24 protein-coding genes are annotated in these 26,190 nt (G+C 59.0%); 5 read left to right on the forward strand and 19 right to left on the reverse strand.

Translation table 11 applies throughout. From position 1 onward, the window contains the following. Window positions 1–106 precede the first annotated feature (106 nt). From LIX91_RS16480 to LIX91_RS16510, 7 genes are all read right to left on the reverse strand, one after another. A complete protein-coding gene (locus LIX91_RS16480) occupies window positions 107–1,726 on the reverse strand; it encodes a methyl-accepting chemotaxis protein (protein ID WP_226488794.1) in 1,620 nt (539 codons plus the stop codon). A gap of 394 nt (window positions 1,727–2,120) precedes the next feature. Beyond that, the gene (locus LIX91_RS16485) at window positions 2,121–3,113 is read right to left on the reverse strand and encodes a LacI family DNA-binding transcriptional regulator (RefSeq protein WP_003414768.1); all 993 of its coding nucleotides are present in this window, start codon (window positions 3,111–3,113) and stop codon (window positions 2,121–2,123) included. A 67-nt stretch (window positions 3,114–3,180) separates the two neighbouring features. Continuing rightward, complete coding sequence (locus tag LIX91_RS16490) at window positions 3,181–4,695, reverse strand: glycoside hydrolase family 32 protein (RefSeq protein WP_226488795.1); 1,515 nt, start codon at window positions 4,693–4,695, stop codon at window positions 3,181–3,183. Beyond that, window positions 4,692–5,837, reverse strand: coding sequence for an ABC transporter ATP-binding protein (locus LIX91_RS16495; protein ID WP_024638566.1), 1,146 nt, complete (start codon window positions 5,835–5,837; stop codon window positions 4,692–4,694). The genes LIX91_RS16490 and LIX91_RS16495 overlap by 4 nt, the downstream gene beginning before the upstream one ends. A gap of 27 nt (window positions 5,838–5,864) precedes the next feature. After that, the gene (locus tag LIX91_RS16500) at window positions 5,865–6,707 is read right to left on the reverse strand and encodes a carbohydrate ABC transporter permease (protein WP_226488796.1); all 843 of its coding nucleotides are present in this window, start codon (window positions 6,705–6,707) and stop codon (window positions 5,865–5,867) included. Then, window positions 6,704–7,666, reverse strand: a complete 963-nt coding sequence (locus tag LIX91_RS16505; RefSeq protein ID WP_003414775.1) for a carbohydrate ABC transporter permease — start codon at window positions 7,664–7,666, stop codon at window positions 6,704–6,706. Before LIX91_RS16505 ends, LIX91_RS16500 begins: the two co-directional genes overlap by 4 nt. A 21-nt stretch (window positions 7,667–7,687) precedes the next feature. Then, on the reverse strand, window positions 7,688–8,962 hold the full coding sequence (locus LIX91_RS16510; RefSeq protein ID WP_226488797.1) for an ABC transporter substrate-binding protein: 1,275 nt from the start codon (window positions 8,960–8,962) through the stop codon (window positions 7,688–7,690). A 167-nt stretch (window positions 8,963–9,129) separates the two neighbouring features. On the opposite strand from LIX91_RS16510, the gene LIX91_RS16515 reads away from it, so the two are divergent. Continuing rightward, entirely contained in the window at window positions 9,130–10,707 is a 1,578-nt protein-coding gene (locus LIX91_RS16515) for a carbohydrate porin (protein WP_103696413.1), read from the forward strand. A gap of 87 nt (window positions 10,708–10,794) precedes the next feature. On the opposite strand, the gene LIX91_RS16520 is transcribed toward LIX91_RS16515, so the two are convergent. From LIX91_RS16520 to LIX91_RS16530, 3 genes are read right to left on the reverse strand one after another with little or no spacing between them, the layout of a single operon-like run. Then, window positions 10,795–11,811, reverse strand: coding sequence for an SMP-30/gluconolactonase/LRE family protein (locus tag LIX91_RS16520; RefSeq protein WP_226488798.1), 1,017 nt, complete (start codon window positions 11,809–11,811; stop codon window positions 10,795–10,797). A gap of 20 nt (window positions 11,812–11,831) precedes the next feature. Beyond that, entirely contained in the window at window positions 11,832–12,401 is a 570-nt protein-coding gene (locus LIX91_RS16525; RefSeq protein WP_003414782.1) for a hypothetical protein, read from the reverse strand. A 56-nt stretch (window positions 12,402–12,457) separates the two neighbouring features. After that, the gene (locus tag LIX91_RS16530) at window positions 12,458–12,952 is read right to left on the reverse strand and encodes a YagU family protein (protein WP_032697878.1); all 495 of its coding nucleotides are present in this window, start codon (window positions 12,950–12,952) and stop codon (window positions 12,458–12,460) included. A 133-nt stretch (window positions 12,953–13,085) separates the two neighbouring features. Between LIX91_RS16530 and LIX91_RS16535 the strand changes: the two genes are divergently transcribed. The 3 genes from LIX91_RS16535 (at window position 13,086) to LIX91_RS16545 (ending at window position 15,095) form a co-directional block, all read left to right on the forward strand. After that, window positions 13,086–14,006 carry a LysR family transcriptional regulator gene (locus LIX91_RS16535; RefSeq protein ID WP_226488799.1) on the forward strand — a complete coding sequence of 307 codons (921 nt, stop codon included), beginning with the start codon at window positions 13,086–13,088 and terminating at the stop codon, window positions 14,004–14,006. Between the two features lie 157 nt (window positions 14,007–14,163). Beyond that, the gene (locus tag LIX91_RS16540) at window positions 14,164–14,319 is read left to right on the forward strand and encodes a hypothetical protein (RefSeq protein WP_003317799.1); all 156 of its coding nucleotides are present in this window, start codon (window positions 14,164–14,166) and stop codon (window positions 14,317–14,319) included. Window positions 14,320–14,423: 104 nt separating this feature from the next. Further along, on the forward strand, window positions 14,424–15,095 hold the full coding sequence (locus LIX91_RS16545; RefSeq protein WP_226488800.1) for a haloacid dehalogenase type II: 672 nt from the start codon (window positions 14,424–14,426) through the stop codon (window positions 15,093–15,095). A gap of 10 nt (window positions 15,096–15,105) precedes the next feature. On the opposite strand, the gene LIX91_RS16550 is transcribed toward LIX91_RS16545, so the two are convergent. The 9 genes from LIX91_RS16550 to LIX91_RS16590 all read right to left on the reverse strand — a co-directional run bounded on the left by LIX91_RS16550 (window position 15,106) and on the right by LIX91_RS16590 (window position 23,341). Beyond that, complete coding sequence (locus LIX91_RS16550; protein ID WP_003317797.1) at window positions 15,106–15,549, reverse strand: DUF421 domain-containing protein; 444 nt, start codon at window positions 15,547–15,549, stop codon at window positions 15,106–15,108. A 14-nt stretch (window positions 15,550–15,563) separates the two neighbouring features. Next, window positions 15,564–16,091, reverse strand: coding sequence for a hypothetical protein (locus LIX91_RS16555; protein ID WP_024663915.1), 528 nt, complete (start codon window positions 16,089–16,091; stop codon window positions 15,564–15,566). 193 nt (window positions 16,092–16,284) lie between these two features. Next, on the reverse strand, window positions 16,285–17,427 hold the full coding sequence (locus LIX91_RS16560; protein ID WP_226488801.1) for a M20 family metallopeptidase: 1,143 nt from the start codon (window positions 17,425–17,427) through the stop codon (window positions 16,285–16,287). A gap of 12 nt (window positions 17,428–17,439) precedes the next feature. After that, complete coding sequence (locus tag LIX91_RS16565) at window positions 17,440–18,195, reverse strand: glutamine amidotransferase (protein WP_226488802.1); 756 nt, start codon at window positions 18,193–18,195, stop codon at window positions 17,440–17,442. Beyond that, entirely contained in the window at window positions 18,192–19,307 is a 1,116-nt protein-coding gene (locus LIX91_RS16570; protein WP_226488803.1) for a phosphotriesterase, read from the reverse strand. Before LIX91_RS16570 ends, LIX91_RS16565 begins: the two co-directional genes overlap by 4 nt. Continuing rightward, the gene (locus LIX91_RS16575; protein ID WP_226488804.1) at window positions 19,304–20,323 is read right to left on the reverse strand and encodes an ABC transporter permease; all 1,020 of its coding nucleotides are present in this window, start codon (window positions 20,321–20,323) and stop codon (window positions 19,304–19,306) included. The genes LIX91_RS16570 and LIX91_RS16575 overlap by 4 nt, the downstream gene beginning before the upstream one ends. Before the next feature lie 14 nt (window positions 20,324–20,337). After that, window positions 20,338–21,114, reverse strand: coding sequence for an ATP-binding cassette domain-containing protein (locus LIX91_RS16580; protein WP_226488805.1), 777 nt, complete (start codon window positions 21,112–21,114; stop codon window positions 20,338–20,340). Window positions 21,115–21,124: 10 nt separating this feature from the next. Then, window positions 21,125–22,069 carry a substrate-binding domain-containing protein gene (locus LIX91_RS16585; RefSeq protein WP_044313519.1) on the reverse strand — a complete coding sequence of 315 codons (945 nt, stop codon included), beginning with the start codon at window positions 22,067–22,069 and terminating at the stop codon, window positions 21,125–21,127. 258 nt (window positions 22,070–22,327) lie between these two features. Next, window positions 22,328–23,341: a LacI family DNA-binding transcriptional regulator gene (locus LIX91_RS16590; RefSeq protein ID WP_100073396.1), complete on the reverse strand. Its 1,014-nt coding sequence runs from the start codon at window positions 23,339–23,341 to the stop codon at window positions 22,328–22,330. Between the two features lie 704 nt (window positions 23,342–24,045). On the opposite strand from LIX91_RS16590, the gene LIX91_RS16595 reads away from it, so the two are divergent. Beyond that, on the forward strand, window positions 24,046–26,154 hold the full coding sequence (locus LIX91_RS16595; protein ID WP_226488806.1) for an NUDIX domain-containing protein: 2,109 nt from the start codon (window positions 24,046–24,048) through the stop codon (window positions 26,152–26,154). The last annotated feature ends 36 nt before the right edge of the window (window positions 26,155–26,190 follow it).

The raw sequence follows: 26,190 nt of genomic DNA on the forward strand, positions 1-26,190 counted from the left end.
GGGCGACCATTCGCTTCTCTGACCAGTCATGCACATGCAGTTGATTTGCCCTGAATGCTGTGGAATCAGTATCCACAGCATCACGACCCGAAGCAGTAGAAAACCCTTAGAGCGAAAACCTGGCCACCAGCTTGTTCATGTCTGCAGCAAGCACTGAGAGCTCGGAACTGGCCGCCGCTGTCTGATTGGCCCCCGTTGCGCTCTGGATGGAAAGATCGCGAATACTCATCAGGTTGCCGTCGACCGAACGTGCGACCTGCGCCTGCTGCTCCGATGCGGTCGCAATCATCAGGTTCATTTCGTTGATTTCATTGATTGCCTTCGCGATCAGCGTGAGCGCTGCTCCGGCTTCATGAGCGATGGTGAGTGTGCCATCGGCCTGGTCGCAACTTTCGCTCATGGCCTTGGTGGCCTGCGCAGTGCCCGTGAGGATGTCGCCAATCATTTTCTCGATTTCCTGGGTCGAGGTCTGGGTGCGATGTGCAAGCGCTCTGACTTCATCGGCCACCACCGCGAAACCACGTCCCTGTTCACCTGCCCGTGCCGCTTCGATTGCCGCGTTCAGGGCCAGGAGATTGGTTTGCTCCGCAATCGTACGAATGACTTCCAATACCTTGCTGATGTCCTTGGACTGCACGGCCAGACGCTCAACATCGGCACTGGTGTTCTGCACGGTCTTGCTCAGTTTCTCGATGGCGTCGACCGTGCTGGTCACCCGTGCCGCGCCGGTGCGGGTTGACTGATCAGAGGCTTTGGCTGCATCCGATGCCGCGGCAGCATTACGCGCCACTTCATCGACTGCAGCGGTCATCTGGTTGACGGCGGTGGCTGCCTGATCGATTTCGTTATTCTGACGCAGCAAACCTCTGCTCGACTCTTCAGTGACCGCATTCATTTCCTCGGCGGCGGACGCCAGTTGAGTGGATGAATCGCCGATCAGCTTGATCGTATCGCGCAGGTTGTTTTGCATCACCTGGGTAGCGCGCATCAGGTCGGAGAATTCGTCTTTGCCCGTGACGGTAATCACGCTGCGCAGATCACCCTTGGCGATGGTGTCGTTGACCCGCAGCATGTCGCGCAATGGTGCAACGATGCTTTTGGTAAACAGCACGGCCAGCACAATCGTCGCCAGCGTCGCGGCTGCAATAATGAAGATCACAAACGTTAAGCCGCTTTGATACGAATCCTCGGATTCTTTTCCTGAGTTGGCGGCCTCGTCAATGTTCATTTGAACAAGTCCGTTCACGGCGTCGTCAAGAAGACGGGTAACAGGGGTGACGTTGGCGCTCAGGTAGGCCAGTGCTTCAGTGGTTGCGTTTTTGCGGATAAGTGCAGTCACCTGGTCGAATGCAACCAGTGCTTTATCGGTGTTTTCAGACACGGCCTTGAACAGTTGCCCTTCTTTATCGCTGGCGACAAAAGGGGCGTAAAGGGCTATCTGCTTTTTCAATTCTTCGCTCAGCGAAGCGATCATGCCGGTCGTGGTGGCCATGTCCTGCGGATTGGTCTGGGACAGCATTCTGCGGACTTCCAGGCGCAAGCGCAGCATCGTGGAATTGATTCGGTCTGCGACCACCACACTGGCCAGGGCGTCGTTTTCAAGGTCTCTGGCCGTGTCACGGATTTCTCCCATTTTCCATACTGAAATCCCCCCCAAGGCGACCAATAAGAGTGCAATAAACATAAAGCTGAGTGCTGCGCGCGCAGATACTTTCAGGTTTCTCATTGTCACTGACCTCCTTGTAGAATTGATTTTTCACGGTTGTAGAACTATCGGCTACTAATAGTATAACTTTAGGGTGTGAGAATTAGTTGCTGTATTAGTTGTGCACATTTTTGTGTTTCTTTAGTTTTTAGTGCGCTTTTTTGGGGCGGAAACTTATGTAGGCGAAGGGTGGTGCAGCTTGCTTAGTTGCAGCTATTCATCAGTAGGCGATTGAAACAGAAGGACAAAGCCAAACTTTTAGGGGGGCATACGCCCAGCCGCTCTCACCCCTCTCAATCGTAACCATTCAATACGGTCAGCGTTTCAGGGGCGTCAATCAGAACTCAATAGCCGTCGTTTTTGTCAGGATCGTCCCGCGTGACGACTCGATGCGTGGGCTATCCCACGCAAGGCTTCATAGCGATTCTCTGACCACCAGCGGGCAATCCACCGGCTGGGAGCCCGACACTTCAAGGCTTTCGATCAAGTGCCGGGCGGCGTTGCGACCGATCTCGTAATACGGCAGTTGCACCGTGGTCAGCGCAGGAATGAACAGCTCGGCGATGCCGATCATGTTGTCATAACCCAATACGGCGACATCGCCAGGAATTTTCAGACCCTGGCCCAGCAGCAGCTGGTAGGCACAAAAGGCAATGCGGTCATTGCCGCAGATCAGAATGTCGAACTGCGGACGGCCATCCACCATGTGCCGGGCAAGGATGGCGGCGGTTTCCCAATAGGCGTCATGCTCGGACAGGTTGTATTGCAAGAGCTCGTCGCGAGCCAGGCCGAATGCCTCGCAGGCACGCAACATACCCGCCTGGCGGATTTCCCAGGCCAGGCTCTGTTTTGGCAGGTTGATGAACAGCGGGCGTCGATAGCCCTTGCTGAACGCGTGGTGCAAGGCGCGGTACTGACCTGTTTCGTCGTCCGGCACATAACTGACCAGGCTGCTGTCATCGGCTACGCAATTGGCGAGCACCAGCGGTTTGCTCTTCAAGCGCTGGGGGATACTCACTTTGCGTAAGCCCATGGCGCTGAAGATCAACCCGTCGGGGCGGTGCGAGAGCATCAGGTCAATGTTCTGGTCGGTGGGCGGATTGCTCAGCAGGTTGAGGATAAATACGTTCCAGCCTGCCTGCTGCGCGGTCTGTTCGATCGACAGCAGCAGCTCGACCGCAAACGGCGTGGTTGCGGTGTCCAGGGCAAATACGCCGATGGTTCGGGTCTGCAGGTTGTCGCCGCGAATCCGGCGAGCCGACAGGCTGGGGACGAATTGAAGCTCATCGATCGCGTTGCGCACTCGCTGATAAGTCTCCGGGCTCAGCTTTCCCGGATCATTGAGCGCCCGAGACACCGTCATCAGAGACACACCGGCCAGTTTTGCAACGTCTTTAACTGAGGTCATGCGAGGCGGGGCCTGTCGGGTTGACTGATGATTATCATGCTACAGAGACCTGATTTTTTTCGCGACTTCAATGATTTACCGGCAGGTATCCCGAGGAGAGTTGCCAAGCGTCGGCAATGCAGACTCGGCCTCCCGTTCCGTTGGCAGTAAGCTTCACCCCCAGGCTGTCGGTCTGTGGATAAAGGCGACTGCTGAAGCTGAAACTGCCGTTTTGCTCGAACACCTCAATGGACGAGCGATCAAGGAAGATCCGCAGTTCAAGCTGATTCTGTTGTGGATCTATCGCTACGCTGCGCTGACCGCTGACGTGGGTACCCGATTGATCGCGGTCCAGTACCAAACGTTTTAGCGACGCATCGTAGTAAAGCAGAGTCTGCTCCTGGCCATCCGGACTGCAACGCAATGCCACGCCCAGGTGACCTTCGGCGCAGTCGAGCAGGTCCAGGTGCACGTGTATCTCCAGCATGTCGCCGTGTATGTCGGTCAGCCACTGGCTACCCGCTTCGCTCCACCAAGGGGTACCAGGCAACGGTGTTTGGCGCAACGCTATCAGTTCGCGTGCGGGTTGTACGCAAAGGCGATTTGCGCGCACTTCAAGTTCACGCGGCAGGCCGAGCATGCCGCGCCAGTGATGCGCTTCGGTTGGGGTCGGGCTTTCCCACATGTCGATCCAGGCCCACAGCAGACGCCTGCCATCGGCAGCCACCAGCGTCTGCGCCGCGTAGAAGTCATGGCCGCTGTCCAGCTCGATAAAAGGCCCGCCGGTGAACTGCCATTGATTGTCGACCTGGCCCACTCGATAGCCGGTGTGGAACCGGTTCAGTCGCTCGTAGCGCTGTGCCGGCATGCCCTGGGGGGAGTAAAGCAGTACGTCGCGTCCATTGAGGCCAAACAGGTCCGGGCATTCCCACATATAGCCGTCGCCTTCGTCGCCTGTGGACACATAGCTGACGAATTCCCACGCGTGCAGGTCCTTGGATCGATAGATCGGCAGCAGCGGTTTTTCACCCAGGCGTGCGCCGGCAATCAGGTACCAGTGACCATCCTGTCGCCAGACCTTCGGGTCACGGAAATGAATCATCCCGTCTTGCGGCGGGGTGTCGATGACGGCGCCGTGTTTGCTGAAACTGATGCCGTCGGTGCTGGTGGCCAGGCACTGCACCTGACGGATAAAACGCTCGTCGCCCACTTCACCCAGCCATGTGTGCCCGGTGTAGATCAGCGCCAGGGTGTCGCCACACACCACTGCACTGCCGGAAAAACAGCCGTCCCGATCGAAGTCATCACCGGGTGCCAAGGCAATGGGCAGGTGTTGCCAATGGACCAGATCGGCACTCTTTGCATGGCCCCAGTACATCGGGCCCCATTTCGCGTCGAACGGGTGGTGTTGATAGAACACATGATATTCGCCGCGAAAGAACACCACCCCGTTGGGGTCGTTCATCCAGCCTGCCGGCGGGGCCAGGTGATAACCGGGGCGATAATCGTGGACAAGCTGCGACAGGACCTCTTCCAGCGCATGGTGCGCGCGCTCGAGGGCGGGAGACATCGGGTTGCTCATGGCGTTTGCAGAAAAACTCATAGGGTGCCTGCTTGTACGAGGTGCGGTGTGGTGCCGGGTGTCAGGTGTTGACTGGCGTCTGTGTGGCGCTTCAGGGCCAGGCCATCGGCGTCGAACAGGTGCAGGTTGCTGTCGTCGAATTGCAGCGCGACCTGATCGCCCACCTGCCAGCCGGCCTTGGCATCGCAGCGACAAATCAAGGGCTCGCTCGCCCCGGTAGCCAGGTGCACATAGACCTCGCTGCCCAGGTATTCGACACCGGATACCGTGACGCCAACGCCGTTGTTCGCAGCATTAAGGGTGATGTGCTCCGGGCGAACACCTAGGGTCAGTTGCGCATCCTCGGTCAGATTCGAGCTGTCGAAGGGCAGGGATTTCATGCCCAGTGCCGGGATATCGATCAGGCTGCTGCGACCCGGTGCCTGCAAGCTCACGGGCAGAAAGTTCATTCTCGGCGAGCCCAGAAAACCGGCGACGAAAAGGCTGGCAGGGCGCTCGTAGAGTTCGCGCGGCGAGCCGACCTGTTCGACCTGGCCGCCGTTGAGCACGACAATCTTGTCCGCCAGGGTCATCGCCTCGACCTGATCGTGGGTGACGTAGATCATCGTCGAGCCCAGCCGCTTGTGGAGCCGGGCGATTTCGTTGCGCATCTGAACCCGCAACGAGGCGTCCAGGTTGGAGAGCGGTTCATCGAACAACAGGATGTCCGGTTCCCGCGCCATGGCTCTGCCCATGGCCACACGCTGACGCTGCCCGCCGGACAGTTCCCGGGGTTTGCGTTGCAGCAGTTTATCCAGTTGCAGGATCTGCGCGGTTTTCAGCACGCGTTCGCGCAGGCTGCTTTTTTCCGTCTTGGCCAGCTTGAGGCCAAAACTGATGTTGTCGTAGACGCTCATGTGCGGGTACAGGGCGTAGGACTGAAAGACCATACCGACACCACGCTCGCGCGGTTCCAGGTCATTGACCCGTCGTCCGTCGATCAGCAGGTCGCCAGCACAGATCGAATCCAGTCCAGCGATCAAGCGCAGCAGCGTCGACTTTCCGCAGCCCGACGGGCCGACGAACACAACGAACTCACCTGCAGCGATCTCCAGGCTGACGTCGCGCAGAATACGCGTGCCGCCCAATTGCTTGTTGATGTTGGCTAGCTTCAATTTCATCACGATGCTGTTCCTTGTCAGTTGTGTGCATCAACCTTTCAACGCGCCGGCAGTGAGGCCGGAAACGATGCGGCGCTGGAAGATCAGCACCAGAATCACCAGTGGCACGGTCACCAGTACCGACGCCGCCATCAACAGACCCCAGGGCAATTCGTGGGAGCTGCCACCCGAGATCAGGGCGATGGCGACCGGGACCGTTCGTTGCGCGTCTGTCAGGGTGAAGGTCAGGGCAAACAGGAACTCGTTCCACGCGGCAATGAACGCCAGCAGGCCGGTCGTGACCAGTGCGGGCCACAGCAACGGCAACAGCACGCGGGTCAGCGTGACCCAGGGCGATGCGCCATCCATGATTGCCGCTTCTTCCAGTTCATGCGGCAGTTGCCCCATGAAGGTGGTCAGCACCCAGACGGTGAAGGGCAGGGTGAAAATCGTGTAGCTCAGGATCAGCGCCCACGAGGTGTTGTACAGACCCAGTGCGCGGATCACTTCAAACAGCCCTGACAGCACCGCGACCTGAGGAAACATCGAGACCCCGAGCACCATCATCAGCACCGTGCCGCGCCCTCGGAACTTGACCCTGCCCAAGGCATAGGACGCCGTCAGGCCGAGGAACAGCGCCAGCACCACCACACTCAGCGCAACCACCAGCGAGTTGGCGATGGCCTGAAGGAATGAAGCCTGGCTGAGGACCGCTGCGTAATTGGAGAAGTCGGCTTCGGTGATCCAGTAGCTCACTTCAAACAAGGCGCTGGACGGTTTCAGCGAGGTCAGGATGGCATAATAGAAAGGGAAGATCGCGTACAGCAGCACGATCCCGACCAGGCCCCAGAAGGCCAGACGCAGCAGCGCTTTCTTCAGTTGGCGCAGGTTCATGAGCGCACCTCCAGCTGGCGGCGTCCGAGGTACAGGTAAAGCATGGCAATCACGGCCACGACCAGAAACAGCAGGGTGGAGGCGGCGCTGCCGTAGCCGACGTCCTGGAATTCCACCAGATGCTGGCGGGCATAGACCGACATGCTCATGGTGCTCGAAGAGTTGGAGGTCAGGACGTAGATGACGTCGAAGACCCGCAACGAGTCGAGGATGCGAAAGATCGCGGCGACCAACAAGGCGGGCATCAGCAACGGCAAGGTGACACGCCAGAACACCCGCACCGGATGAATGCCGTCGACCCGGGCGGCTTCGTAGCAATCGCTTGGCAGCATCTGCAGTGCCGCGAGCATCAGCAGGGTGACAAAGGGCACGGTCTTCCAGACGTCTACGATGATCACTGCCCACATCGACAGGTCCGCATCTGCCGTCCAGGCCAGTGGCGCGTCGATCAGGCCCAGGCCCAGCATCATGTGGTTGATGATGCCGAACTGGTCATTGAGCATCCACGACCAGATCTTCGCCGAGACGATGGTCGGAATCGCCCACGGGATCAGAATCAACGCACGCACCAGCGCGCGCCCGGTGAACTTGACGTTCAACAGCAACGCCACTGCCAGTCCCAGAACCATTTCCAGCCCGACCGACACCACGGTGAAATGCAGGGTGTTGCGCACCGCGTTCCACCATTGCGGATCGACCAGCACGCCAGACCAGATAACGCCGTCGTAGAGCAGATAATTGCTCAGGCCCACGAATGAGCCACTGCCGGTATCCGATAGGTCGGCGTCGGTCAGGCTGAACCAGAATGTGCGCAGCAACGGCCAGGCCGCCACCAGCACCAGGCACACCAGCATCGGCGTCAGAAACAGCCAGGCGGCGCGTAGCCTGCGACGTTGTACAGGCGTTTCCCGGGTGACGAGTTCGTCGTCTCCGGGGTAGTCGGTAGAAGAGACAGGCATGTTGATTTCCTTACGTGTGGCTTACCAGTTCCGGCGTTTGATGCGGGTCAGTTCGCGTTCCAGTTCGACCAGTGCCTGATCGACCGGTATATCGCCCGCCAGCACGCTATGCACCCGATCGAAGAATGCGTTGGAAACGCGTGGGTAGCCGTTGGCCGTGATGGCGGCGGGGCGCATGACCCCGTTGCTGAGGATGCTGTGCAACTGGGGGTAGTAAGGCATCGCCGCGAGCAACTCGGGGTCGGCATACAGCGACTCGATGACCGGGTTGTAGGCACCTGCCAAGGCACGCTGCTTTTGCTGTTGGGCGCTGGTCAGGTAGGCAACCAGTTCTGCCGCAAGCTTGGGGTTGCGGCTGTAGCGCGAAACCGCCAGGCCCCAGCCTCCGAGCGTTGAAGCGTGGGTGCCGTTCGCGCCGCCACTGGGCAGGGGCGCGACGCCGACCTTGTCTTTTATCGCGCTGTCCTTGCTTTGCACCAAGGCCCAGACGTAAGGCCAGTTGCGCATGAACAGCGCATTGCCCGACTGGAATACGCCACGGCCTTCTTCCTCGGTGTAATTGAGGACGCCGGGCGGGGAGATGTCGCCGACCCAGCTTTTGGCCAGGGTCAGCGCGACTCTTGAGGCCTGGCTGTTGACCACGATGTCTCCGCGCGGGTTGACCAGTCCGCCGTCCGGCTGGCTGCTGATCCATTCCAGTGCGTTGCACGTCAGGCCTTCATAGGCGCGCCCTTGGAACACGTAGCCCCACATAGTGGCGTTCCCCGCATCGCGCTCGGCTTTTTGCACTTTTTTGGCGGTAGCGGTCATGTCCTCCCAGGTCTGGGGGACCGGCTGTTGATACTTGTCGAGCAGATCCTTGCGGTAGTACAGCAGCCCCGAATCGGTAAACCAGGGCATCGACACCAGCCGGCCGTCGACGGTGGCGTTGTCCACCTGGGCCTGGAAATAGCCTTGTGTCGCAGTCGCCGGAAGCAGTTCGCGCAGGTCCGTCAGGTGTTTGGCGAGCATTCCCGGCCACACCATGTCGATTTGAATGATGTCGATGTCGGTGGACTGGGCACTGAGGATCTGCTGGTAGAACGACAGGCGCTCGGTCGCGGAGTTAGGCGTGGATACCACCTGAACGTTGTTGCCGGTCTGTTTTGACCAGTTATCGACTGCCTCCTTGCACAGTTGCAATTCAGCGCCGACGGCCCCGCACGAAATCGTCAGCTCGGCTGCGTTCGACAGCGCAGGAAACCCGGCAGACAGGGTGAGCAGCGCGGCGGGAAGAAGAGATTTCAGCTGTTTCATAGAGCCCTCTTTATTTTTGTTTTTATAAAAGTTAACGTTAACATCGTCAATGTAGCAGCGTATTTTCGATGTGGCACCCTTTTTTCGTCGGTTTGCACAATTTTTCGCTGTAGGGAAAAGGCTCGGCCAACGTCACGAAAACAATAAAAACAAAACAGGAAGTCCATATGCAGAACGCATCAAGATGGCTACTCGCAGGGGTACTCGGCACCTCGACAAGCGTCGCTCAGGCCGCAACGCTGGAAGAGCGGATGGCCGCATTCGAAGCCCGTGCCAGCGCTGCGGAAAAACGTGCAGCCGCAGCCGAACAGCAAACCCAGGCGCTCGCCCGTGAGCTTCAGCAACTCAAACTCGCCACCCCCGCTGCGCAGCCTGCCGCGCCCACTTCCGCGTCGACTGTGGCAGCCAGTCCACAGCCCGCTCTGGATGATCGCGTGGCAAAACTCGAAGCCCGCCAGCAAAGCATGGAGAAGCCAAGCGGTGTCGGACACCTCACCGACGGGTTCAGCTTCAAGGGCTATGCTCGCTCCGGTCTGTTGATCAATGACGGTTTGGGAGGCGGTCGCGGCGGGCCTTATACAACCCCCGCGGGTTCAGTCGGTGGGGCGGTCGGGCGCCTGGGTAACGAAGACGACACCTACATGCGCTTCGATCTGTCGAAAGAGATCTACGCGCAGAACGGCACGCGCTCCAAGTTCACCGTCTCCATCGCCGACGGCGTTGAAAGCTATAACGACTGGACACCTACCGAAAGCAGCCTGAACGTGCGTCAGGTATTTACCGAACTCGACCACATCGCCGCCTTCAAGGGTAATTCAGTGTTCGAGAACTCCACGCTGTGGGCCGGCAAGCGCTTCGACAGGGACAATTTCGATATCCACTGGCTGGACTCGGACGTGGTCTTTCTGGCCGGGACCGGTGGCGGTATCTACGATGTGCAGATGACCAAGGACTGGCGCTCGAACTATTCCCTGATCGGACGTAACTACGGCGATTTCAGTGAGGGCGGCGTCGATGCCGATGTGGAAAGCTACATCCTGACCTCCAACCAATTTTTCGACAATGGTCAGTGGCAGTGGATGTTCAACGCCATTGGCGCAAAGAAAAACGACGTCGGTACGCGCACCAATCAAGCCGGTTTCGCACCCGCAGATTCAGGCTTGCACACCATGTTGGCCAATCACCAGAAGGACTTTTTCGGCCGCGAAGGCTTCTTCAAGACCGCGCTGCTCTATGGGCAGGGCCTGGGTGCACAGGTCAAGGATATTGGTTCGGATGGCGAACTGCTCGACGACGCCCGCGCGGTGCGTCTGGCCATGTATGGCGAGACGCTTATCGCGCCGGGATGGCGCATCGGCCCGAGCCTGCTGGCCGAGCAGAGCAAAGACCGCTACGTCAAAGGCGACGATTACCGCTGGCTCACGCTGAACATGCGCCTGGCCAACGAGATCAACAGCAACTTCGAGATGGCCTACGAGCTGAGTTGGCAAACCATGGACCTCGACCCCAAAGGCTATCTGCAACGCAATGCGGTTGACGGTAACTTCTGGAAGTTTACGGTTGCGCCGACCTTCAAGCCGGACATGGGTGACCTGCTCACACGTCCCGAACTGCGAGTGTTCGCAAGCCTCATGAACTGGTCTTCGGACCTGGACCGCTACAGCACGACCGGCAACTTCGGCAAAAGTGATTTCAACTCCGGTGGTGTATGGCAGTTCGGCATTCAGATGGAGACCTGGTTCTAGGCTCTGCAGGTAAAGCCCGGAGCCGTGTGCCGGGCTTTGAATCTGTCTAGCAATGGCGAGCCTGACTAAATGAGCATCGAGGCAGTCTTACTGACCTGCAACGCCCTTCATTACCTGCACCCTGAGCACCTTGTTGGCAGCGGTAATGTACGCCCAGCTTGCCTGCTCGCTGGAGCAGAACGTCAGGTTGCTGGTATCGGCCGCCGAGACCAGCAATTTGCCGAGTGGCTTGCCTGCTGCGGAAAACACCTGAATACCTTCCTTACTGCTGCTCCACAGGTTGCCAAGCGCGTCGACTGCGATCCCGTCAGGGATGCCGGGCTCGATGTCAGCGAACACCTTGCCGTTGATCAAGCGACCGTCGCGCACCTGATAGACCATGATGCGATGTGCCAGCTTCTTGTTGGTGAAGTCGTGGGCCATTTGTGAGTCGGCCACATAAAGCAGCTGTTGATCCGGCGAGAAGGCCAGGCCGTTGGGCGAGTGGACTTCGGGAGTGTCGAGACGGGTGATCTGCCCGGTGTCGGGTACGTAGCGATAGATGAACTCGCCGCCTTGCTCGGGCTTGCCGCCATAGCCCTCGCTTTTGCTCAGCACCCCGAAGGTGGGATCGGAAAACCAGAGAGCGCCGCTTTTATCCGCCACGACATCGTTAGGGCTGTTCAGCCGTTTGCCCTGGTAGGTGTCGACCAACGTATGCCACTCACCATTAGGCTCCTGTCGCACGATGCCGCGCTTGCCATGCGAGGCCGCCACCACACGGCCCTGGCCGTCGAGCGTATGCCCATTTTGAAAGTCGGCCTTTTCCAGCCAGGTGGACACGCCATCCTTTGCCTGCCAGCTGCTGACTTTGTTGGCCTTGATGTCACTCCAGATCAAACGGCCATCGGCCAGGCACAGCGGGCCTTCTGCCCACTTTGCCTGATCGGTGAGCAGCTCGACGCGGGCCTGGGGGGCAACCAGTTGACTGAAGGCCGGATCGATAACGACTTGCCGCACAGGGGCGACGGCGTCGGTTGCGCCTGCGGAACCCGCAGCCAGGAGCGCACTGCCCAATAGCCATGAGGAAGGGCGCAGGAAGCGATTTTTACGGGTCGGTTTCATGTGTTCAGGTCCGTAGGCGATCAATAGGCACAGCTGCCGTTGGTACGTTTGTCAGCCGCACCCGGTTTAAGTTTGATGATCAGTTGAACATTGGGTTGATCACCCACGGTGCGCGTCAGGTGGCCTACACGCTCGTCATCCGGACGCGGCCGGGACCGGGTGTCGGCATTGAACTGCATCTCTCCCGGCCCTTGCACCAGCACACTGCCATCGGTGGTTTCTACTGACCATTGCCCCTGCAGGGTGACGACCCATTGTGGACCCGGCGCGTGGTGCCAGTTGCCGACGTATCCCACCGGCAGCACCGCGTAGGCGATGCTTTCAATATCGTCAGGGGAGACGCCGACCCATTGCGGCGCGGCTGGCGGGGCATAGCTTTTGAACTCCAGGCCTTCCAGGCGGCAGTGGCCCACATGCGTGGCACCTTTTTCGTCAGCCCACAGCGTGGCATATGAAACAGGCGGTTGCAGTTGACCATTACTGTGAGTCATTTGCGTAGACTCTTTCGGCACCGATTGCACGTCGGCATTGGCACTCGCCATGCCCGCGCAGGCGGCGCAGGCCAGAGCCAGGGTGTATAGAGATTTCATCGGGTCACTCCGTTTACAGGGAAATTCCATGTGCCTGTCGCAAGGCAGCGTACTGCTCAGGCCGGTCGGGTGTGAGGCAGCCAGCGCTGCTGCAAATCCCGCCGTATGACTTCGATCACCCACATCCACAGCAAGTGCCCGAACGTTTCAGATAACAACTCCGAGGCAGGCAACTCCCACAGCGGCGGTGCCCAATGGAACGCCGGCAGGATGACGCCGTGAAACCCCAGGGTCATCAACAGGCCGAAACCCAGACCCTGCCAAAGAGCGGCGCGCGGATACCTGAGTACAAGCAGGCAATAGAACATGGCGAAGAAGATGGAAAAGCCATGATGGACCAGAGCACTGCCGTAATTCACCACATGCTCTGAATACACATAAGTCAGCTGCTGGGCGTTGATGCCCAGCGAATCAAGCATCTCCACGGGCGGAACCGGGCGGTCCGGCGTGCGAGGCGGGAAGGGTATTTCCGTGCCCCATTTGATGAAACTGGAAACATTGCCCCCAACAAAGCCGGCCAGTGCGGCGACACCGTACGCTCGCGTGTTCAAATCAGCGCCCCTTCTTCGATAGACCAGGCTGTGAGCGATCTCGCCCCTAGCCGTTGAACCATGAAGTATGTGCAACGCTCATTTATTTGTAACATACTAATTTGATAGCTCATTGATACTAAAAAAATATCAGATGATTGATTTGAAATTGATGCGTCAGTACGTGGTGGTCGCTGAAACCTTGAATTTTCGCAAGGCCGCGCAGCGCTTGAACATATCACAGCCGCCCCTGAGCGTTGCGATTCGTCGTCTGGAAGAATGCCTGGGCGTGCAGTTGTTGCTGCGCAGTACGCGCTCCACGCAATTGACCACTGCGGGCGTCGTGTTTCTGGCCGAGGCTCGGCAGACGCTGCTGCAGGCCGAACGGGCCTGTGAAATGGCACGTCGCTCAGCGGCAGGCATGATCGGCACGATTCGCCTTGGCTTTGTCGACAGCGTGGTCGATGGTTTACTGCCGGCGCTGCTGCGTCGCTATCAGGCAGCCAACCCGAACGTCGATATTCAACTGCAGGAGGCCACCCCACCCGAGCAGCTTGAAGGCCTGCGCAATGACCGGCTGGACGTCGGCATTCTGGTGTTGCCGGTCATCGACCCCGGCAATATTCAGATCGAGCCGTTGTTCGAGGACCGCATGGTTGCGGTGCTGCCGCAGGATCATCCCTTGGCCGAGCGTGCGTCCATCGGTCTTGCGGCGTTGGCAGACCAACCCTGGATTCTGTTTGCCCCGCATCATGGTCCGGGCATGCACTCGCACATTCTGCTGGCCTGCGCGAGTGCAGGCTTTACCCCTCGAGTCGTGCAACAGCCTCGCCAGATGCAGACCACGGCTGCGCTGGTGGCTGGCGGAATGGGCGTGGCGCTCATGCCGCAGCGCTATGCCCGACGTCAGCCGGGGCGGCTTGCCTGTCGCGAGCTGACCGGCCCGGGTACACCTGTCGCCTATGTGCTGGCGCTGGCGTATCGCGAGCTGTCTCCGTGTGCGCAGTCCTTGCGCGAAGTGATCATGGAGCTGGTTCAGTCGCCGGCGTTCAAGCTGGCGTCCGCTGAGTCATGACACCGTCACCTGGGCTCAGGCCCAAACCCGCTATTCGCGTGCCGGTTCAAATGCACTGAACGCCTTGCTACGCCCTGACTCCAAATCTTGCCCCGGCGCTCAAACCCATGCATCACGTCGATGGGTGTTCGAATCCTCTGCCAATCAAGGAATTCCCATGACCGATCCACGTAACGTTGCCCACGACAAAAAAGTCCAGCAAGAGAAAAAGAACCACGGCGAAGAAATCGCGCCGAATGCCGAGCACGCGCCTCAGCCAGGCATGAAGCCGGCACTCAAGCATGATGATGACGAGCAGGAAGAGCAGGCGTAAGCCAGTGATCTGATCGTGACCTTTGGCGGTGCTGGCTGATGTCAGCATCCGCTGGGCGACTCCTTCGAGGTCAGCACTTCAGGCAGGCAACAGGGGCCTATAGCATGCTCAAACACATCATTTTTGACGTAAACGAGACGCTGCTGGATCTGGCCGCGCTCGACGCGTTCTTCGAGGGACTGTTCGGTGACAGCCGTTTGCGCACCGAATGGTTCCTGACGCTGCAAGAGTGCTGGATGACCAACACCATAACCGACCAGTACCAGGCGTTTGGTGATCTGGCGCAGGGCGCTTTGAGAATGGTTGCCGCACGGCACCAGGTGGACGTGGGCGACGATCAGTGCCAGGCACTGGCCGCTGGCATCAAGTCTCTTCCTGCGCACAAGGACGTTCATCAGGCACTGCAGTTATTGAACGACAACGGATTTGTGCTCATTGCCCTGAGCAATGGCGCGCTGGAGGCGCTGCAGCAACAGCTCGAATTTGCAGGATTGACCGACTGCTTCGAGCACATCATGGCAGGCAGCGAAATCAGTCAATTCAAGCCAGCCGCGGCAACCTACCAAATGGTCGCACAGCGCCTGGGCATCGCCACGGATCAGATGATCATGGTCGCTGCGCACGCTTGGGACATCGCCGGAGCTGCCCAGGCCGGGTGTCGCACCGCGTTTGTCGAGCGTCCGGGAAAGGTGCTCAACCCGATCGGCACCCAGCCTGACTTGATCGGTAAAGATGTTCAGGATGTCGCCATTAAACTCTGCGCAGGTAAGCTTTAGCGCTGATTCCTCACTTGAACGGTATGACCGATATCTCGCCGTTCCTTTCAATGATCGCGTACCTGATGTCCTTCATCTCCACGATCCCTTGCGTGGTTCGTGCTGCCTCCATCACATCGGATTCACTGATGCGCGCCTCTCTCATCCGTTTGGTCAGTGGCTTGCCGTCTTCCACGATCACAGTAGGGCCGCCATCCAGAAATTTGGCCAGCCGCTTCGATCGACGTTTGGCCAGGGAAAAACCGACGTCTATGGCGATAAGGGTGGAGATGATCAGTATCGCGTTAGTCACCGAAAAGTCATCGCCCAGCAGCGCTTGCTGAGTGGCCTCGCCAATGATCAGCAACAGGACGAAATCGAAGGTGGTGAGGTCGGTAAGGGAGCGGCGTCCGGCAACACGAAACAAGACCATCAAGACAAAATAAATCGCTGCTGCTCTGAGCACTGCATCCATAAATCGCTTTCTCTCTACGGGTAGATAAACCTGGGCATCGGCAGCGTTTCGCCACCCAGCATATGCATTTGCCCTCGGTACAGTCCCACCCCGTTACTGCGAACAGTCAGGTACAAAGTGGCTAAACCGTCCCTGTCAGCCTGCATCGGAATGACCAGATCACGGCCTTCGCTGTGAAGGGGCGCAGGCTGGGGATTAAGTTTCTCGATCGACACGCCTTCGAGCAGCCCACTGCCGACGACCAGATAACGCATTTCGGAGGGGGCGCCTTTGGACGTGACAATCATATCGTCCTGACTGCCGTTGCGGCTGAAACGCTCGTAGCTCACCTGCAGTTTGCCGTCTGCCGTTTGAGGCTCGACCTGGCTCAACGGCCCTTTGGAAAACAAGCCGGCAAGGGTCAGCACTATCAGTACAATCAGGCCAGCCCAACCGATGCGCTCAAAGCGCCAGACTCGACGCTGCTGCGCCATATCTTCCTGGACGGGATATGACCGGCTGCGGAACTCATGGTCGTCCGCCTCATCACCGCGTAGTGCCATTAACGTGCTGTCCATTAGGGAAATTTTGTAGGCACCTTATTACGCGTTCAACCCGCCCGCTGTCCAGAACGGTTTCCATCCTTGTCATGGCTATGGCCGTTCCGGGTGAGTGGCCGCCTTGCGCAGCCGGTTTGAATGTGAGCGGAGCGAATGCCGACGAGGAGGGCTATGAAGGGCTGGTGAGAGTATTGCGTCAGTCGTTCATCGGCGCGTGCATGACTGTCCAGTCTTCGATCAATCCGGCATACAGCGCGACGCATTGCTGAAGTTTGTCGACTTCACAATACTCATCGACCTTGTGCGCCATGCTGGGCTCTCCCGGACCGAGAATAAGGGTGGGCGGATAGCCGATTGCGGGGAGCAGCACCGCGGCATCGGTAAAGTAGGGCACCGCCTTTTCCTCCAGAGGGGCGTCATGCAAGGCCTGACAGCGTGCAAAAACCTGTTGCACCCACGGCTCGTCGGGGCTGGCACAAATACCAGGCAGATCAATCAGGGTGCTCAGCTCCGCGCGGCTGCCCAGATGGGCCGCCAGCCGTCCGCGAATTTCATCGTGGTCCAGATTCGGTGCAGTGCGCAGGTCCAGGGTGAACGCTGCGTAGTCCGGCACCGAGTTGATGTTCAGACCGCCGCTGATAGTGCCGACGTTCAGCGTCGGCTTGCGCATGAGCGGATGCGCAGGGCCTACTTCAAAGGTCTGCGCGCGGCCAATATGTTCGGCGGCCAGATAGATAGCGTTCACGCCTTCCTCCGGCATGGCGCCGTGGGCTGTCAGGCCATGGCTGGCGCAGCGCAGCCATAGCGCGCCTTTGTGTCCGAGTATCGGGTAGTTGGCCGTCGGCTCTCCGATCAGCAGTGCGCCCAGCTCACCGAGCAAATGGGGCGCGTCACTGCACAGGGCCTTGGCGCCGTCACAGCCGGTTTCCTCCCCGCCGGTGAGTATCAGACGAACGCCGGGCCCGCGCCGAATGGAATCACGGCTGCGCTGGCAGGCCACGATGAAGGCGGCAATGCCCGCTTTCATGTCGCTGGACCCTCGCCCGTACAGCCGGCCGTCAACGATCTCGCCGGTAAACGGCGAGTGACTCCAGGTGGCATTGCCGAGCGGTACGGTGTCCAGGTGGCCGGTGAACCCCAGCGGTTTGCCGGGGCCGTCGCCCTCAAGCCAGGCGACCAGATTGAAACGGCGCTCACCGAAACGCTGCAGCTCGCAGACAAACCCGTGGCGGGTCAGCTGCTCGGCAAGAAAAGCTGCACACGCTTCTTCATCGCCCGGCGGGTTGAGGGTCTGGAACGCCAGCAGGGCTCGGGTCAGGGCTATCGGGTCATCGAGCATTGGAGCCTCCGGTCAGGTACGGCGGGTCAGCCAGTCGAGGCTGTTGATCCAGAAGCGGCGATAGCCTCCCCAGTCGAGAAACGCTTCCGGCAGCCAGTGTTCGGAAAGGTCGCTGGTCCACGCCAGCGTGCGTCCGGCACCGACCTCACGCGCGGCGAGCAGCGGGTGCCGAGAGCCTTCGACGGTGGCCAGCAATTGAGCTTCGGGATGCAATTCAACTTCGTTGTAGCCAAGCAGGTAAGGCCATTCGCCGCCCAGGCCTTGCAGTATCGGGTGACCACTGTTGATTTGCGGCAGAAAGCCTTCCGGCACTTCGACACGATCGTCGTAAGGCAGGCAGCGCACGGGCAAGACTTCCTCGACAGGCGTTCCGCGGTAGCGCGCGCCGCCGTTGATGCCTTGAAAGCTGAAGTAGCCGCCGACCATCATCAATGCACCGCCCTGCAAGACGTACTCGCGAAGGGCTTTGAGCCGGTTGGGCGTACGCTGGCCGCGCAGCCAGGTGTCCGGGTGCAGCAGCAGGGTATTGGCACCGATGTCGGAGAGGATCACCGCCTGATACTGACTGAGTGCTTCAACCGTGGCCGGAAAGTCGGTCTGGGCCTGATCGGCGCACATTTGAGTGATCTGATAGTCGCTGTCTGCCATCGCCGCGAGCAAACGCCGTGCGCCATTGTGCGCAGTGACGCTGTCGAACTGATCGAAGCCTTTGATGTGGGTTGACGTGCTGACCCATGATTCGCCAGCCAGCAATACGGACTGTTTCATGACGTTGCATTCCTCTGCGATGAAAAAGGAGCCTGGAAGCCGCGCTGGAAGACCCGGCGCGGGTTGTCGATCAAAAGGTTTTCGAGCTGTTCACCGGTAACGCCATGACGGCCCAGGCGCGGGACAAAGTGTTTCAGCAGGTAGCCATAACCATGACCGCCGTAACGGGTCAGCATGGTTTTCAGAAAGACGTCCTGAGACAACAGCACTTGCGCGCCGAAACCGTGCTCGATCAGGGCGACGATGGCCCGCGCGTTTTCTTCATCGCTGGGCGACTGCGCGTGCTCGTCGGCGAAGTAGTAACCCATGCCGATCATGTCGTATTCCAGAAACGCGCCGCGTGCCGCCAGCGCATGCTGATACGCAGGGTCGCTGTGGCTCGGGTTCATGTGGCACAGCACCGTATGGCGCAGGTCGGCGCCTTCTGCCTCAACGATGTCCAGTACCCGGTGGCCTAGGCGCTCCCAGCCAGGCAGGTGCACCGAGAGCGGCACGCCGGTCGCGGCACTTGCACGGGCTGCAGCGCGCAGTGATTTCTCTTCGTCAGCCGTGAACGCGGCAGAAACACCAATCTCACCGATCAGGCCGGCAATCACCTCGGGCTTCTCTTCACCGCCGCCCACGTCATGAATGATCTGCTCCGCCAGTTGTTCCACCGAGCGCTCGTGCACGTAATGCGGGTGCGAGGGTTCCAGATAGAAACCGGCACCCATGATGATATTCAGGCCGGTCAGACGGGAAATCCGCTGCAAGGCCTGCGGGTCGCGGCCGATGCCCAGATTGGTCGGATCGACCACCGTTTCCCCGCCCTGCGCCCGGTACTTCAGCAGTTCTTCGCACGCGAGGTCGACATCGAACAACTGACAATTGTCGCGGCTGACCAGCGGGTTCATGTGCAGCTCGCCGAGCAGTTCGATGCTCACCGGGCGCTCGGCCAGGTGTCGCTCGCCGCAGCAACTGGGTGCGACCCATTTGCCCGAAGCGTCGAGCAGAATGTGTTCGTGCATCAGGGTGACGCCAAGACGCTCGACCGGCACTGGCCCCAGCACCGTCATGGCATGGCCGCTGTCGACGCCGAGGGGCAGGGGTGAAGGATGACGAAACAGGCTCATGCTCCAGCCCTCCCGAGTGGGCGGCCGGTACGTAGAATGCGCGTGTTCAGCCAGATCGCCAGCAGTACGATCAGGCCCGTGGCGATTTGCGTGTAAAACGGTGAGACGTGGGCCAGAATCAGCCCGTTCTTGATCGCGGCCATGGTCAGTACCCCTAGCATTGTGCCGACAATCGTGCCGAAGCCACCGAACAGGCTGGTGCTGCCGAGGACCACGGCGGCAATCACTTCCAGTTCGAAACCTTCGCCCTGATTCGAGGAGCCACTGCCCAGCCTGGCCGTGACGATCATGCCGGCCAGGGCGGCCGCCATGCCACTGAGCATGTAGACCCGCAGCAGCACACCGCGATGATTCACCCCGGCGCGGCGCACGCTTTCAGCGTTGGCACCGATACCCGTGAGGTAGCGGCCAAAGCGCATTTTGCCAAGCACCAGCACCCCGCCCAGTGTGACCAGCAAGGCCAGCCAGGCGGTCAGTGGCACGCCGAGAAACCAGCCGCGACCCAAGGCCAGAAACGCTGCTTCCTCGCGTGGAACGGGGATCGAATAGCCTTGCGTCAGCAGCATCGCCAGGCCACGAATAATGGTCAGGGTGGCCAGGGTGACGATAAAGGCCGGGATGCCCGCGTAGGCGATGAAATAGCCGTTCAGCGCCCCGATCATCGCGCCCACAGCGAGCCCGCCGAGCAGAACCAGTGGCCAGGGCAGGTGCCAGGCATTAAGTGCCATGGCCGCCAGCGCACCGACCAGTGCCAGGGTCGAGCCGACCGACAGGTCGATGCCGCCGGTGGTGACCACCAGCGTCATCGCCACCGCGACAATCAGTAACGGTGCGTTTTGCCGGATAACGTTGAGCAGGTTGGCGCCGCTTAAAAAGTTATCGGTCACCAGCGCGAACAGCACAAAGCACAGGGCGAAAAACAGGCCGATGCTGACCACGCCGGGAAAATCGTGCAGCAGGCGCTTGAACAGCGACTGCGGCAGAATGCGTTGGCGCGTGAGATCGAGCGTTTTCATGGCGTCATATCCTTTCAGGCGCTAGCGGAGCGGGCAGTGAATTTGTGCCCGACGATGAGTTCGACGACCTCGTTGAGGTCGGTGTCGGCGATCCTTCGCTCGGCCAGATTGGCGCCGTCATACATCACCATGAGGCGGTCGCAGACCAGAAACAGGTCCTGCAACCTGTGGGTGATCAGAATCACGCTGACGCCCTGGCGGCTGATGGTACGAATCAACTCCAAAACCGCTTCGACTTCGGCCACCGCGAGGGCCGCGGTGGGCTCGTCCATGATCAGAACCTTAGGGCCGAAGGCGGCCGCGCGGGCAATCGCAACGGCCTGGCGCTGGCCGCCGGAAAGGTGTCGTACCTGCGCGCGGGTATCAGGAATGGTGATGCCCAATGCTTCGAGAATCTGCCGAGCTTCGTGGTGCATGCGCGTCTCATCGAGCAACGGCACGCCGAGCACGCGGCGCATCGGTTCGCGGCCCATGAAGAGGTTTCCGGCCACATCGACCGTGTCACACAGCGACAGGTCCTGATACACCATCTGGATATGGCAGCGCTGCGCATCTGCCGGACCGCTGAAACTGACTTCCTCGCCATCGATGGCGATTCGTCCGCTGGTCGGTAACTCCGCGCCTGACAGGATCTTGGTCAGCGTGGATTTGCCTGCGCCGTTGTCGCCCACCAGCCCCAGCACTTCACCGGGCTGCAACAGCAGATCGACACCGCGTAACGAGGCTATCGAGCCGTAGTGTTTAGTGATGGCACTCATCTTTACCCGAGGCACTTCGCCAGGCGTCTGCATGCTGAGCCCCTTATTTGAATTCGGCGCGATAGGCTGCCAGGTTGTCCTTGGTCACCAGCGTGACGGGAATACTCTGTTCGCGAGCCACGGTCTTTCCGGACAACAGCGCCAGTGCCGACTCCACCGCCGTCTTGCCCATGGCTTGGGTATTCTGTTGCACCACCACCGCGACAGAGCCGTCATCCAGACCCTGCACTGCCTGAGAGGACAGGTCCCACCCGAAAATCCTGACCCGCTCGCCGGCACCTTGTGACACGCTCGCGGCAACCGAGCCAATCAGGGCGGGTTCGCCAGTGGCATAAATGATCTGCAGATCAGGGTTGGCGGTCAGCAGGTTTTCCGCCGCCGCCTGGGCGGTGTCCTGCACATTGTTACCGTCGACGGTATTGACGATCTTCGCCTGGCTGGCGGTCTTCGCCAGACCCTCGCGGAAGCCGTCCAGACGCAGATTCTGCACATAAGAGCCGAGGGCTCCGACCACGCCGATGCTGGCCTTGCCCGCCAGTTCGCGGTTGATGTATTCGCCGGTGTACTGGCCGATCTGTCGGGCTGCCTCGCGGTTATCCACGCCGACCTGCACGGCATTGTCACCATTGATCACAGCGTCGATTGCCACCACCGGGATTCCCGCCTGCGCGGCTGCGGTGACCGCCGGCTTGATACCGTTGACGTCGATGGCGCAGACCAGAATGGCGTCGACTTTGTCCTGGATATAGGCCTCGATGGCGTCGTTCTGGGCTGACGGATTGTCGTTGGCGTTGAACACCACCAGCTCTGCTCCGGCAGCTTTCGCCGCAGCCTGTGCGCCTTGGGTAATCTGGGTGAAATACAGCGCCTGTTGGTTGACCTGTACCAGAGCCAGACGTTTGCCGGTCTGGGCCTGAATGATGGGTGACAACGCCAAGGCCAAAACAACGCCGAGGGTCAGGGTGAAACGCTTGCTCAAACGCAGCATTGCCATCCTCCTAGCCTGATTGCCGGTGTGGCAGATCAGATCGGTAAACCGGTTTACCAGTTGTCTCAAAAAAAAGACAAATGAGCTTTGTCTTCAGGTTTGAGAACTGGAGAAAGCAGATTGTGTGCCATTTTTTTCGTGACGCCTTCCAGTGACCATACATCCTTGATGCGCCACAGTTTTCCGCAATCATCGGCTTTTCAGGAGGCAAACGGCAGTGCACTGATTTAATGCCGGGTGTTACTGGTTGCCCCGCAATCAGTCACTGCGCGTTGCTACCGTACCCCGGCAGACCAGCTCTACGGGTACGCGCACGACGTCCTGCGCACAGTCGCCGCCCGTCATCCTCTGCAGCAGTTGCGCCACGCCGAGACGGCCAAGCTCTCTGGACGATTGGCGGATGGTACACAGCGGCGGGGTCAGCAGGCTGGCGTAGACGGCGTCGTCGAAACCCACCAGCGACATGGCATCGGGCACGCTGATATTGCGCTCACGCAGGACATCGAGCACGCCCAGGGCGATGAAGTCACTGGCGGCGAAAATCGCCTCCGGAGGATGGGGCAGGGCGAGTAGCTGAGCGGTTGCGATACGCCCGAACTCACGGCTGTAATCCCCGAAGCACAGGTATTCCGGCACCTCTGCGATGCCCGCCAGCGCCAGCGCCTCCCGGTAGCCTGCATAACGTTCGCGGGCACTCATCAAGGCCGACGGCCCGGACACATGAGCGATGCGTCGATGTCCATGGCGGAGCAGATAGTCCGTCGCCAGTCGACCGCCCTGATGGTTGTCGGCGAAGACTTTGGGCTGCGACGTGCCGGGAACATCTTCGTCGAGCAGAATGATATTGCGGTAGCTCATCAGCTGGCCGGCCAGCGTGCCGTCATCCGGGCGGTTGCTGACCAGTAGCAAGCCATCGACGTTACGTGAATCCAGCCAGCGCACAAACGTGCTTTCGCGCTCAAGCAGGTTGCGGGTGACACACAGCACCAGGTTGTAACCATGTGCGGACGCCTCTTCCTCGGCCGCGTCTGCCAGCTCGGCAAAAAACGGGTTGGCGATGTCCGGCAGTACCAGGCCGATGGTTTCACTGCCGCCTTTGCTCAAACGCCGGGCCAGACTGTTACCCCGATAGTCCAGCGCCTTGATCGCCGTATCGATACGCTTCGCGGTCTCCGGCGGCAGGCTGATGCTTCGGTTCAGATAGCGCGACACCGCAGCCTTGGAAAGACCTGCATGGTTGGCAACATCCTTGAGCGTTACGGGTCTGGTCATGGCGGTCGGCTTTGATGCCTGAAAAACGAAGCATTGAAGTGATGTGCCGGTATCTTCTCACGCGTGCCCGAACAGCCCGACGATTTTCTCTGCGGGTGACGTCGAAAAAACCCATGTGGGGCGTTGGTCGGCCAGCTACCGTTGACTTTTTGCACGGTTGCGACACGCTCTGCTGGAGCGAATGTGTGCCGTCTTGAGCTGTTGGTACGGAACTAAATATGGCTCATTATTTATATGTTGTCGTATGACTTATGTCTGATCACTTCACATACTACGGTCACGCAAGTAGCCCAGGTATTCCTTGCATTGGCTTTAAGACATTCGCCACGAATGTGATCACTTACAGTGATAGTTCTCCATAAAGAAGCCCCTCTTGTGTGCTTAATGGAACCGCATAGCACACTGCGACACTCAGTTACTCAATTTTCCAGTAAATGCGGGCGATGAGTATTTGCGATGAATGCCATTCAGCCAATTATAAGCGCTGCTTATTTTCAATATTCTCTCGGTGATAGCAACTGGCTGCTTTCTTGGGGCTCTTCATTATCAACAGGCGTTATCCATGATTGGAACAACTCGAAAAGTGGCTATTTGCCTTGTGAGTATCGGCTGATGGCGTTCGAGTCTGATAACAGTCCTGATGCCTGTCACTCCAGGGACGAATGTTCATCGCGTGCCGCAAGACGAACGTTCAGGAAGGCTTAATGATAAATCCCGTAAAACACAATTTCAGTCACCTTGGGTTTTCAAACGCTCAAAGTACCTCGGCACTGGGGCCTGCCAGTAATAAAGTGCCCAACTTTGTTTCGCGAGGGCGAGGCAAGGGAGTTCCAGTGGAGGAATTCAATACTGCCGAAGAGTGTCGTTTGGCGGGTCGGCAGGACAGCGTACTGGATTCGATAGACGGCAAAGAGTTCATGCGACTGCTGCAGAAGTACACGGCCTCTGAAACAACTGAAGAAGAATTTGCGGACCTGAGGGCCTCCATACCGCGCTACTCCATTGAGTTGGCCAAGTCGGATCATCCTAAAGTGCTTTATCGTGGGATATCTCTGGATGATGAGGCGGCGTCGCTGTTGCTGAATACCTCCAAGGGTTACCGCAGTCGCGAAATAGCCCATGGTCTTATTCACGGACTGCGCGTGGTCAAAGGCGTTTACACCGCGACTGGGGTGGCCAGCGCCTCGACAGTGTCAGCCGTTTCGCAAGGCTTTGCGCTGGTGAACGCGAACAGGAAAAAAGAAACACCGGTTCTTTTTGTACTGAAAGCGATGCCTGCCGTTCCCGCGCTCAACCACAGTGGTGCAAAGGGTGTGACACTCAGTGAGAGCCGGTTGCCGTTATCGGTGGCCAGCAAGAGTGAACATGAAGTCATTCTGGATATCACCAACCGGTACGAAATTACGCAGGCTCGCCGGAGCGGTGAGTTCATTGTCGTCGACATGACTGTTTTAGGGCGGTCCAAGAGGGGAGGTGAATTCGCCCTCCTCGAGACTGACAAATGGAAACAACTCTCTGGCGCCAAGGGCTCTAATCCAGGTGGATTGTTTCAAGCGCCCAATGGTGTTAAGTGGTATGTAAAAACCAACCCGTCTGCCAATAGGCTTCGAAACGAGGTGCTTGCCTCCAGGCTGTACCGTGCCGCAGGAATCGATGTTCCTGACATAGAACTGGCGTCCCGCAAAGGCAAGCCCGCACTGATTTCAAAACTGATAGTAGGGAACCCGAAAGACCTCGATACGCTGGCAAAAAATAGCCAGTTGAAGTGCGGCTTCGCGGTGGATGCCTGGCTGGCGAACTGGGATGTCATCGGTCTGGCGGGGGACAATGTCATCTTCAATCACCGTCACAAACCTGTGCGCATCGACCTTGGCGGTGCGCTGGTCTTCCGCGCCCAAGGGGAGCACAAGGGTAATCAGTTCGGTACCACGCCCATGGAGCTGGTCACGATGCTGTCTCGTGAAGACAATTCGTCCAGTCGTGCCTTCCGGAAAATCGAGCGTAATGACATCCGCGAGGGTATTGCAGCGATAGAAAAAATACCGGACGCGCGTATTGCCGCACTGTGCGCAGAACACGGCCCTGGCAATCACAGCGAACGCATTGAGCTCGGTAAAAGACTGATCAGTCGGAAGAAGTGGCTGGTCGATATGAAGCAGACGCTTCCTTATATTCATCGCCAAAAGAACGAGCGCGGCAATGTTGTCACTGTTAAAAACCCCACGTCACCCAGCGCGGCGGATACGTGGCGTGATCGATACGCAACAGCCGTTTTTGTACCTCACAGCGCTGCGCGTGGCAGCATGAACAACCTGCCGTTCAGATCATTTACACCCCCGAACACGATGGATGGCTGGCGCCGATTTACAACCCGGGCGGTCAACTTCACAGAGCCGGAATTTAAGCGTTCTCCGCACCTTGCTCCCGCCAGTGGAGCGATCATTTTTGAGCCCGACGGCAGGGTATGGATCACCGAACCGACCAATCACCCGTTCGGCGCAACGCATGCTTTTCCCAAGGGAAAGCAGGAAGCCGGTCTGAACTTGAGGACCAATGCGCTCAAGGAAGTCTACGAAGAGACGGGGCTTCTGGTGGAATTCCACGGCTTTATCGGTGACTACGACCGAACAACATCCCGTACTCGTTATTACCTTGCCAAACGCATAGATGGCACACCGTCCGACATGGGCTTTGAATCTCAAAGCGTCAAGCTGGCAAACATTACCGAGGCCAAAAGACTGCTACCCAACGCCATGGATATTGCCATCTTGCGAGACGCAGAACAGGCTTATCTAAAGGGCTCTTTCAAATGAATTTCATCTGCTTGAACGCGGAAAGACGATAAAGAG

The sequence above is a fragment of the Pseudomonas sp. B20 genome (genome assembly GCF_020515755.1).
Classification (GTDB): domain Bacteria; phylum Pseudomonadota; class Gammaproteobacteria; order Pseudomonadales; family Pseudomonadaceae; genus Aquipseudomonas; species Aquipseudomonas syringae.

What these genes read in the sequence shown, in the direction of transcription:
- LIX91_RS16515 (WP_103696413.1), top strand. Translation starts at nt 9,130, where the DNA reads ATGCAGAACGCATCAAGATGGCTACTCGCAGGGGTACTCGGCACCTCG.
- LIX91_RS16480 (WP_226488794.1), bottom strand. Translation starts at nt 1,726, where the DNA reads ATGAGAAACCTGAAAGTATCTGCGCGCGCAGCACTCAGCTTTATGTTT.
- LIX91_RS16510 (WP_226488797.1), bottom strand. Translation starts at nt 8,962, where the DNA reads ATGAAACAGCTGAAATCTCTTCTTCCCGCCGCGCTGCTCACCCTGTCT.
- LIX91_RS16570 (WP_226488803.1), bottom strand. Translation starts at nt 19,307, where the DNA reads ATGAGCCTGTTTCGTCATCCTTCACCCCTGCCCCTCGGCGTCGACAGC.
- LIX91_RS16545 (WP_226488800.1), top strand. Translation starts at nt 14,424, where the DNA reads ATGCTCAAACACATCATTTTTGACGTAAACGAGACGCTGCTGGATCTG.
- LIX91_RS16540 (WP_003317799.1), top strand. Translation starts at nt 14,164, where the DNA reads ATGACCGATCCACGTAACGTTGCCCACGACAAAAAAGTCCAGCAAGAG.
- LIX91_RS16505 (WP_003414775.1), bottom strand. Translation starts at nt 7,666, where the DNA reads ATGCCTGTCTCTTCTACCGACTACCCCGGAGACGACGAACTCGTCACC.
- LIX91_RS16580 (WP_226488805.1), bottom strand. Translation starts at nt 21,114, where the DNA reads ATGCAGACGCCTGGCGAAGTGCCTCGGGTAAAGATGAGTGCCATCACT.
- LIX91_RS16490 (WP_226488795.1), bottom strand. Translation starts at nt 4,695, where the DNA reads ATGAGTTTTTCTGCAAACGCCATGAGCAACCCGATGTCTCCCGCCCTC.
- LIX91_RS16520 (WP_226488798.1), bottom strand. Translation starts at nt 11,811, where the DNA reads ATGAAACCGACCCGTAAAAATCGCTTCCTGCGCCCTTCCTCATGGCTA.
- LIX91_RS16575 (WP_226488804.1), bottom strand. Translation starts at nt 20,323, where the DNA reads ATGAAAACGCTCGATCTCACGCGCCAACGCATTCTGCCGCAGTCGCTG.
- LIX91_RS16535 (WP_226488799.1), top strand. Translation starts at nt 13,086, where the DNA reads ATGATTGATTTGAAATTGATGCGTCAGTACGTGGTGGTCGCTGAAACC.
- LIX91_RS16585 (WP_044313519.1), bottom strand. Translation starts at nt 22,069, where the DNA reads ATGCTGCGTTTGAGCAAGCGTTTCACCCTGACCCTCGGCGTTGTTTTG.
- LIX91_RS16595 (WP_226488806.1), top strand. Translation starts at nt 24,046, where the DNA reads ATGATAAATCCCGTAAAACACAATTTCAGTCACCTTGGGTTTTCAAAC.
- LIX91_RS16525 (WP_003414782.1), bottom strand. Translation starts at nt 12,401, where the DNA reads ATGAAATCTCTATACACCCTGGCTCTGGCCTGCGCCGCCTGCGCGGGC.
- LIX91_RS16555 (WP_024663915.1), bottom strand. Translation starts at nt 16,091, where the DNA reads ATGGCACTACGCGGTGATGAGGCGGACGACCATGAGTTCCGCAGCCGG.
- LIX91_RS16560 (WP_226488801.1), bottom strand. Translation starts at nt 17,427, where the DNA reads ATGCTCGATGACCCGATAGCCCTGACCCGAGCCCTGCTGGCGTTCCAG.
- LIX91_RS16500 (WP_226488796.1), bottom strand. Translation starts at nt 6,707, where the DNA reads ATGAACCTGCGCCAACTGAAGAAAGCGCTGCTGCGTCTGGCCTTCTGG.
- LIX91_RS16565 (WP_226488802.1), bottom strand. Translation starts at nt 18,195, where the DNA reads ATGAAACAGTCCGTATTGCTGGCTGGCGAATCATGGGTCAGCACGTCA.
- LIX91_RS16485 (WP_003414768.1), bottom strand. Translation starts at nt 3,113, where the DNA reads ATGACCTCAGTTAAAGACGTTGCAAAACTGGCCGGTGTGTCTCTGATG.
- LIX91_RS16550 (WP_003317797.1), bottom strand. Translation starts at nt 15,549, where the DNA reads ATGGATGCAGTGCTCAGAGCAGCAGCGATTTATTTTGTCTTGATGGTC.
- LIX91_RS16590 (WP_100073396.1), bottom strand. Translation starts at nt 23,341, where the DNA reads ATGACCAGACCCGTAACGCTCAAGGATGTTGCCAACCATGCAGGTCTT.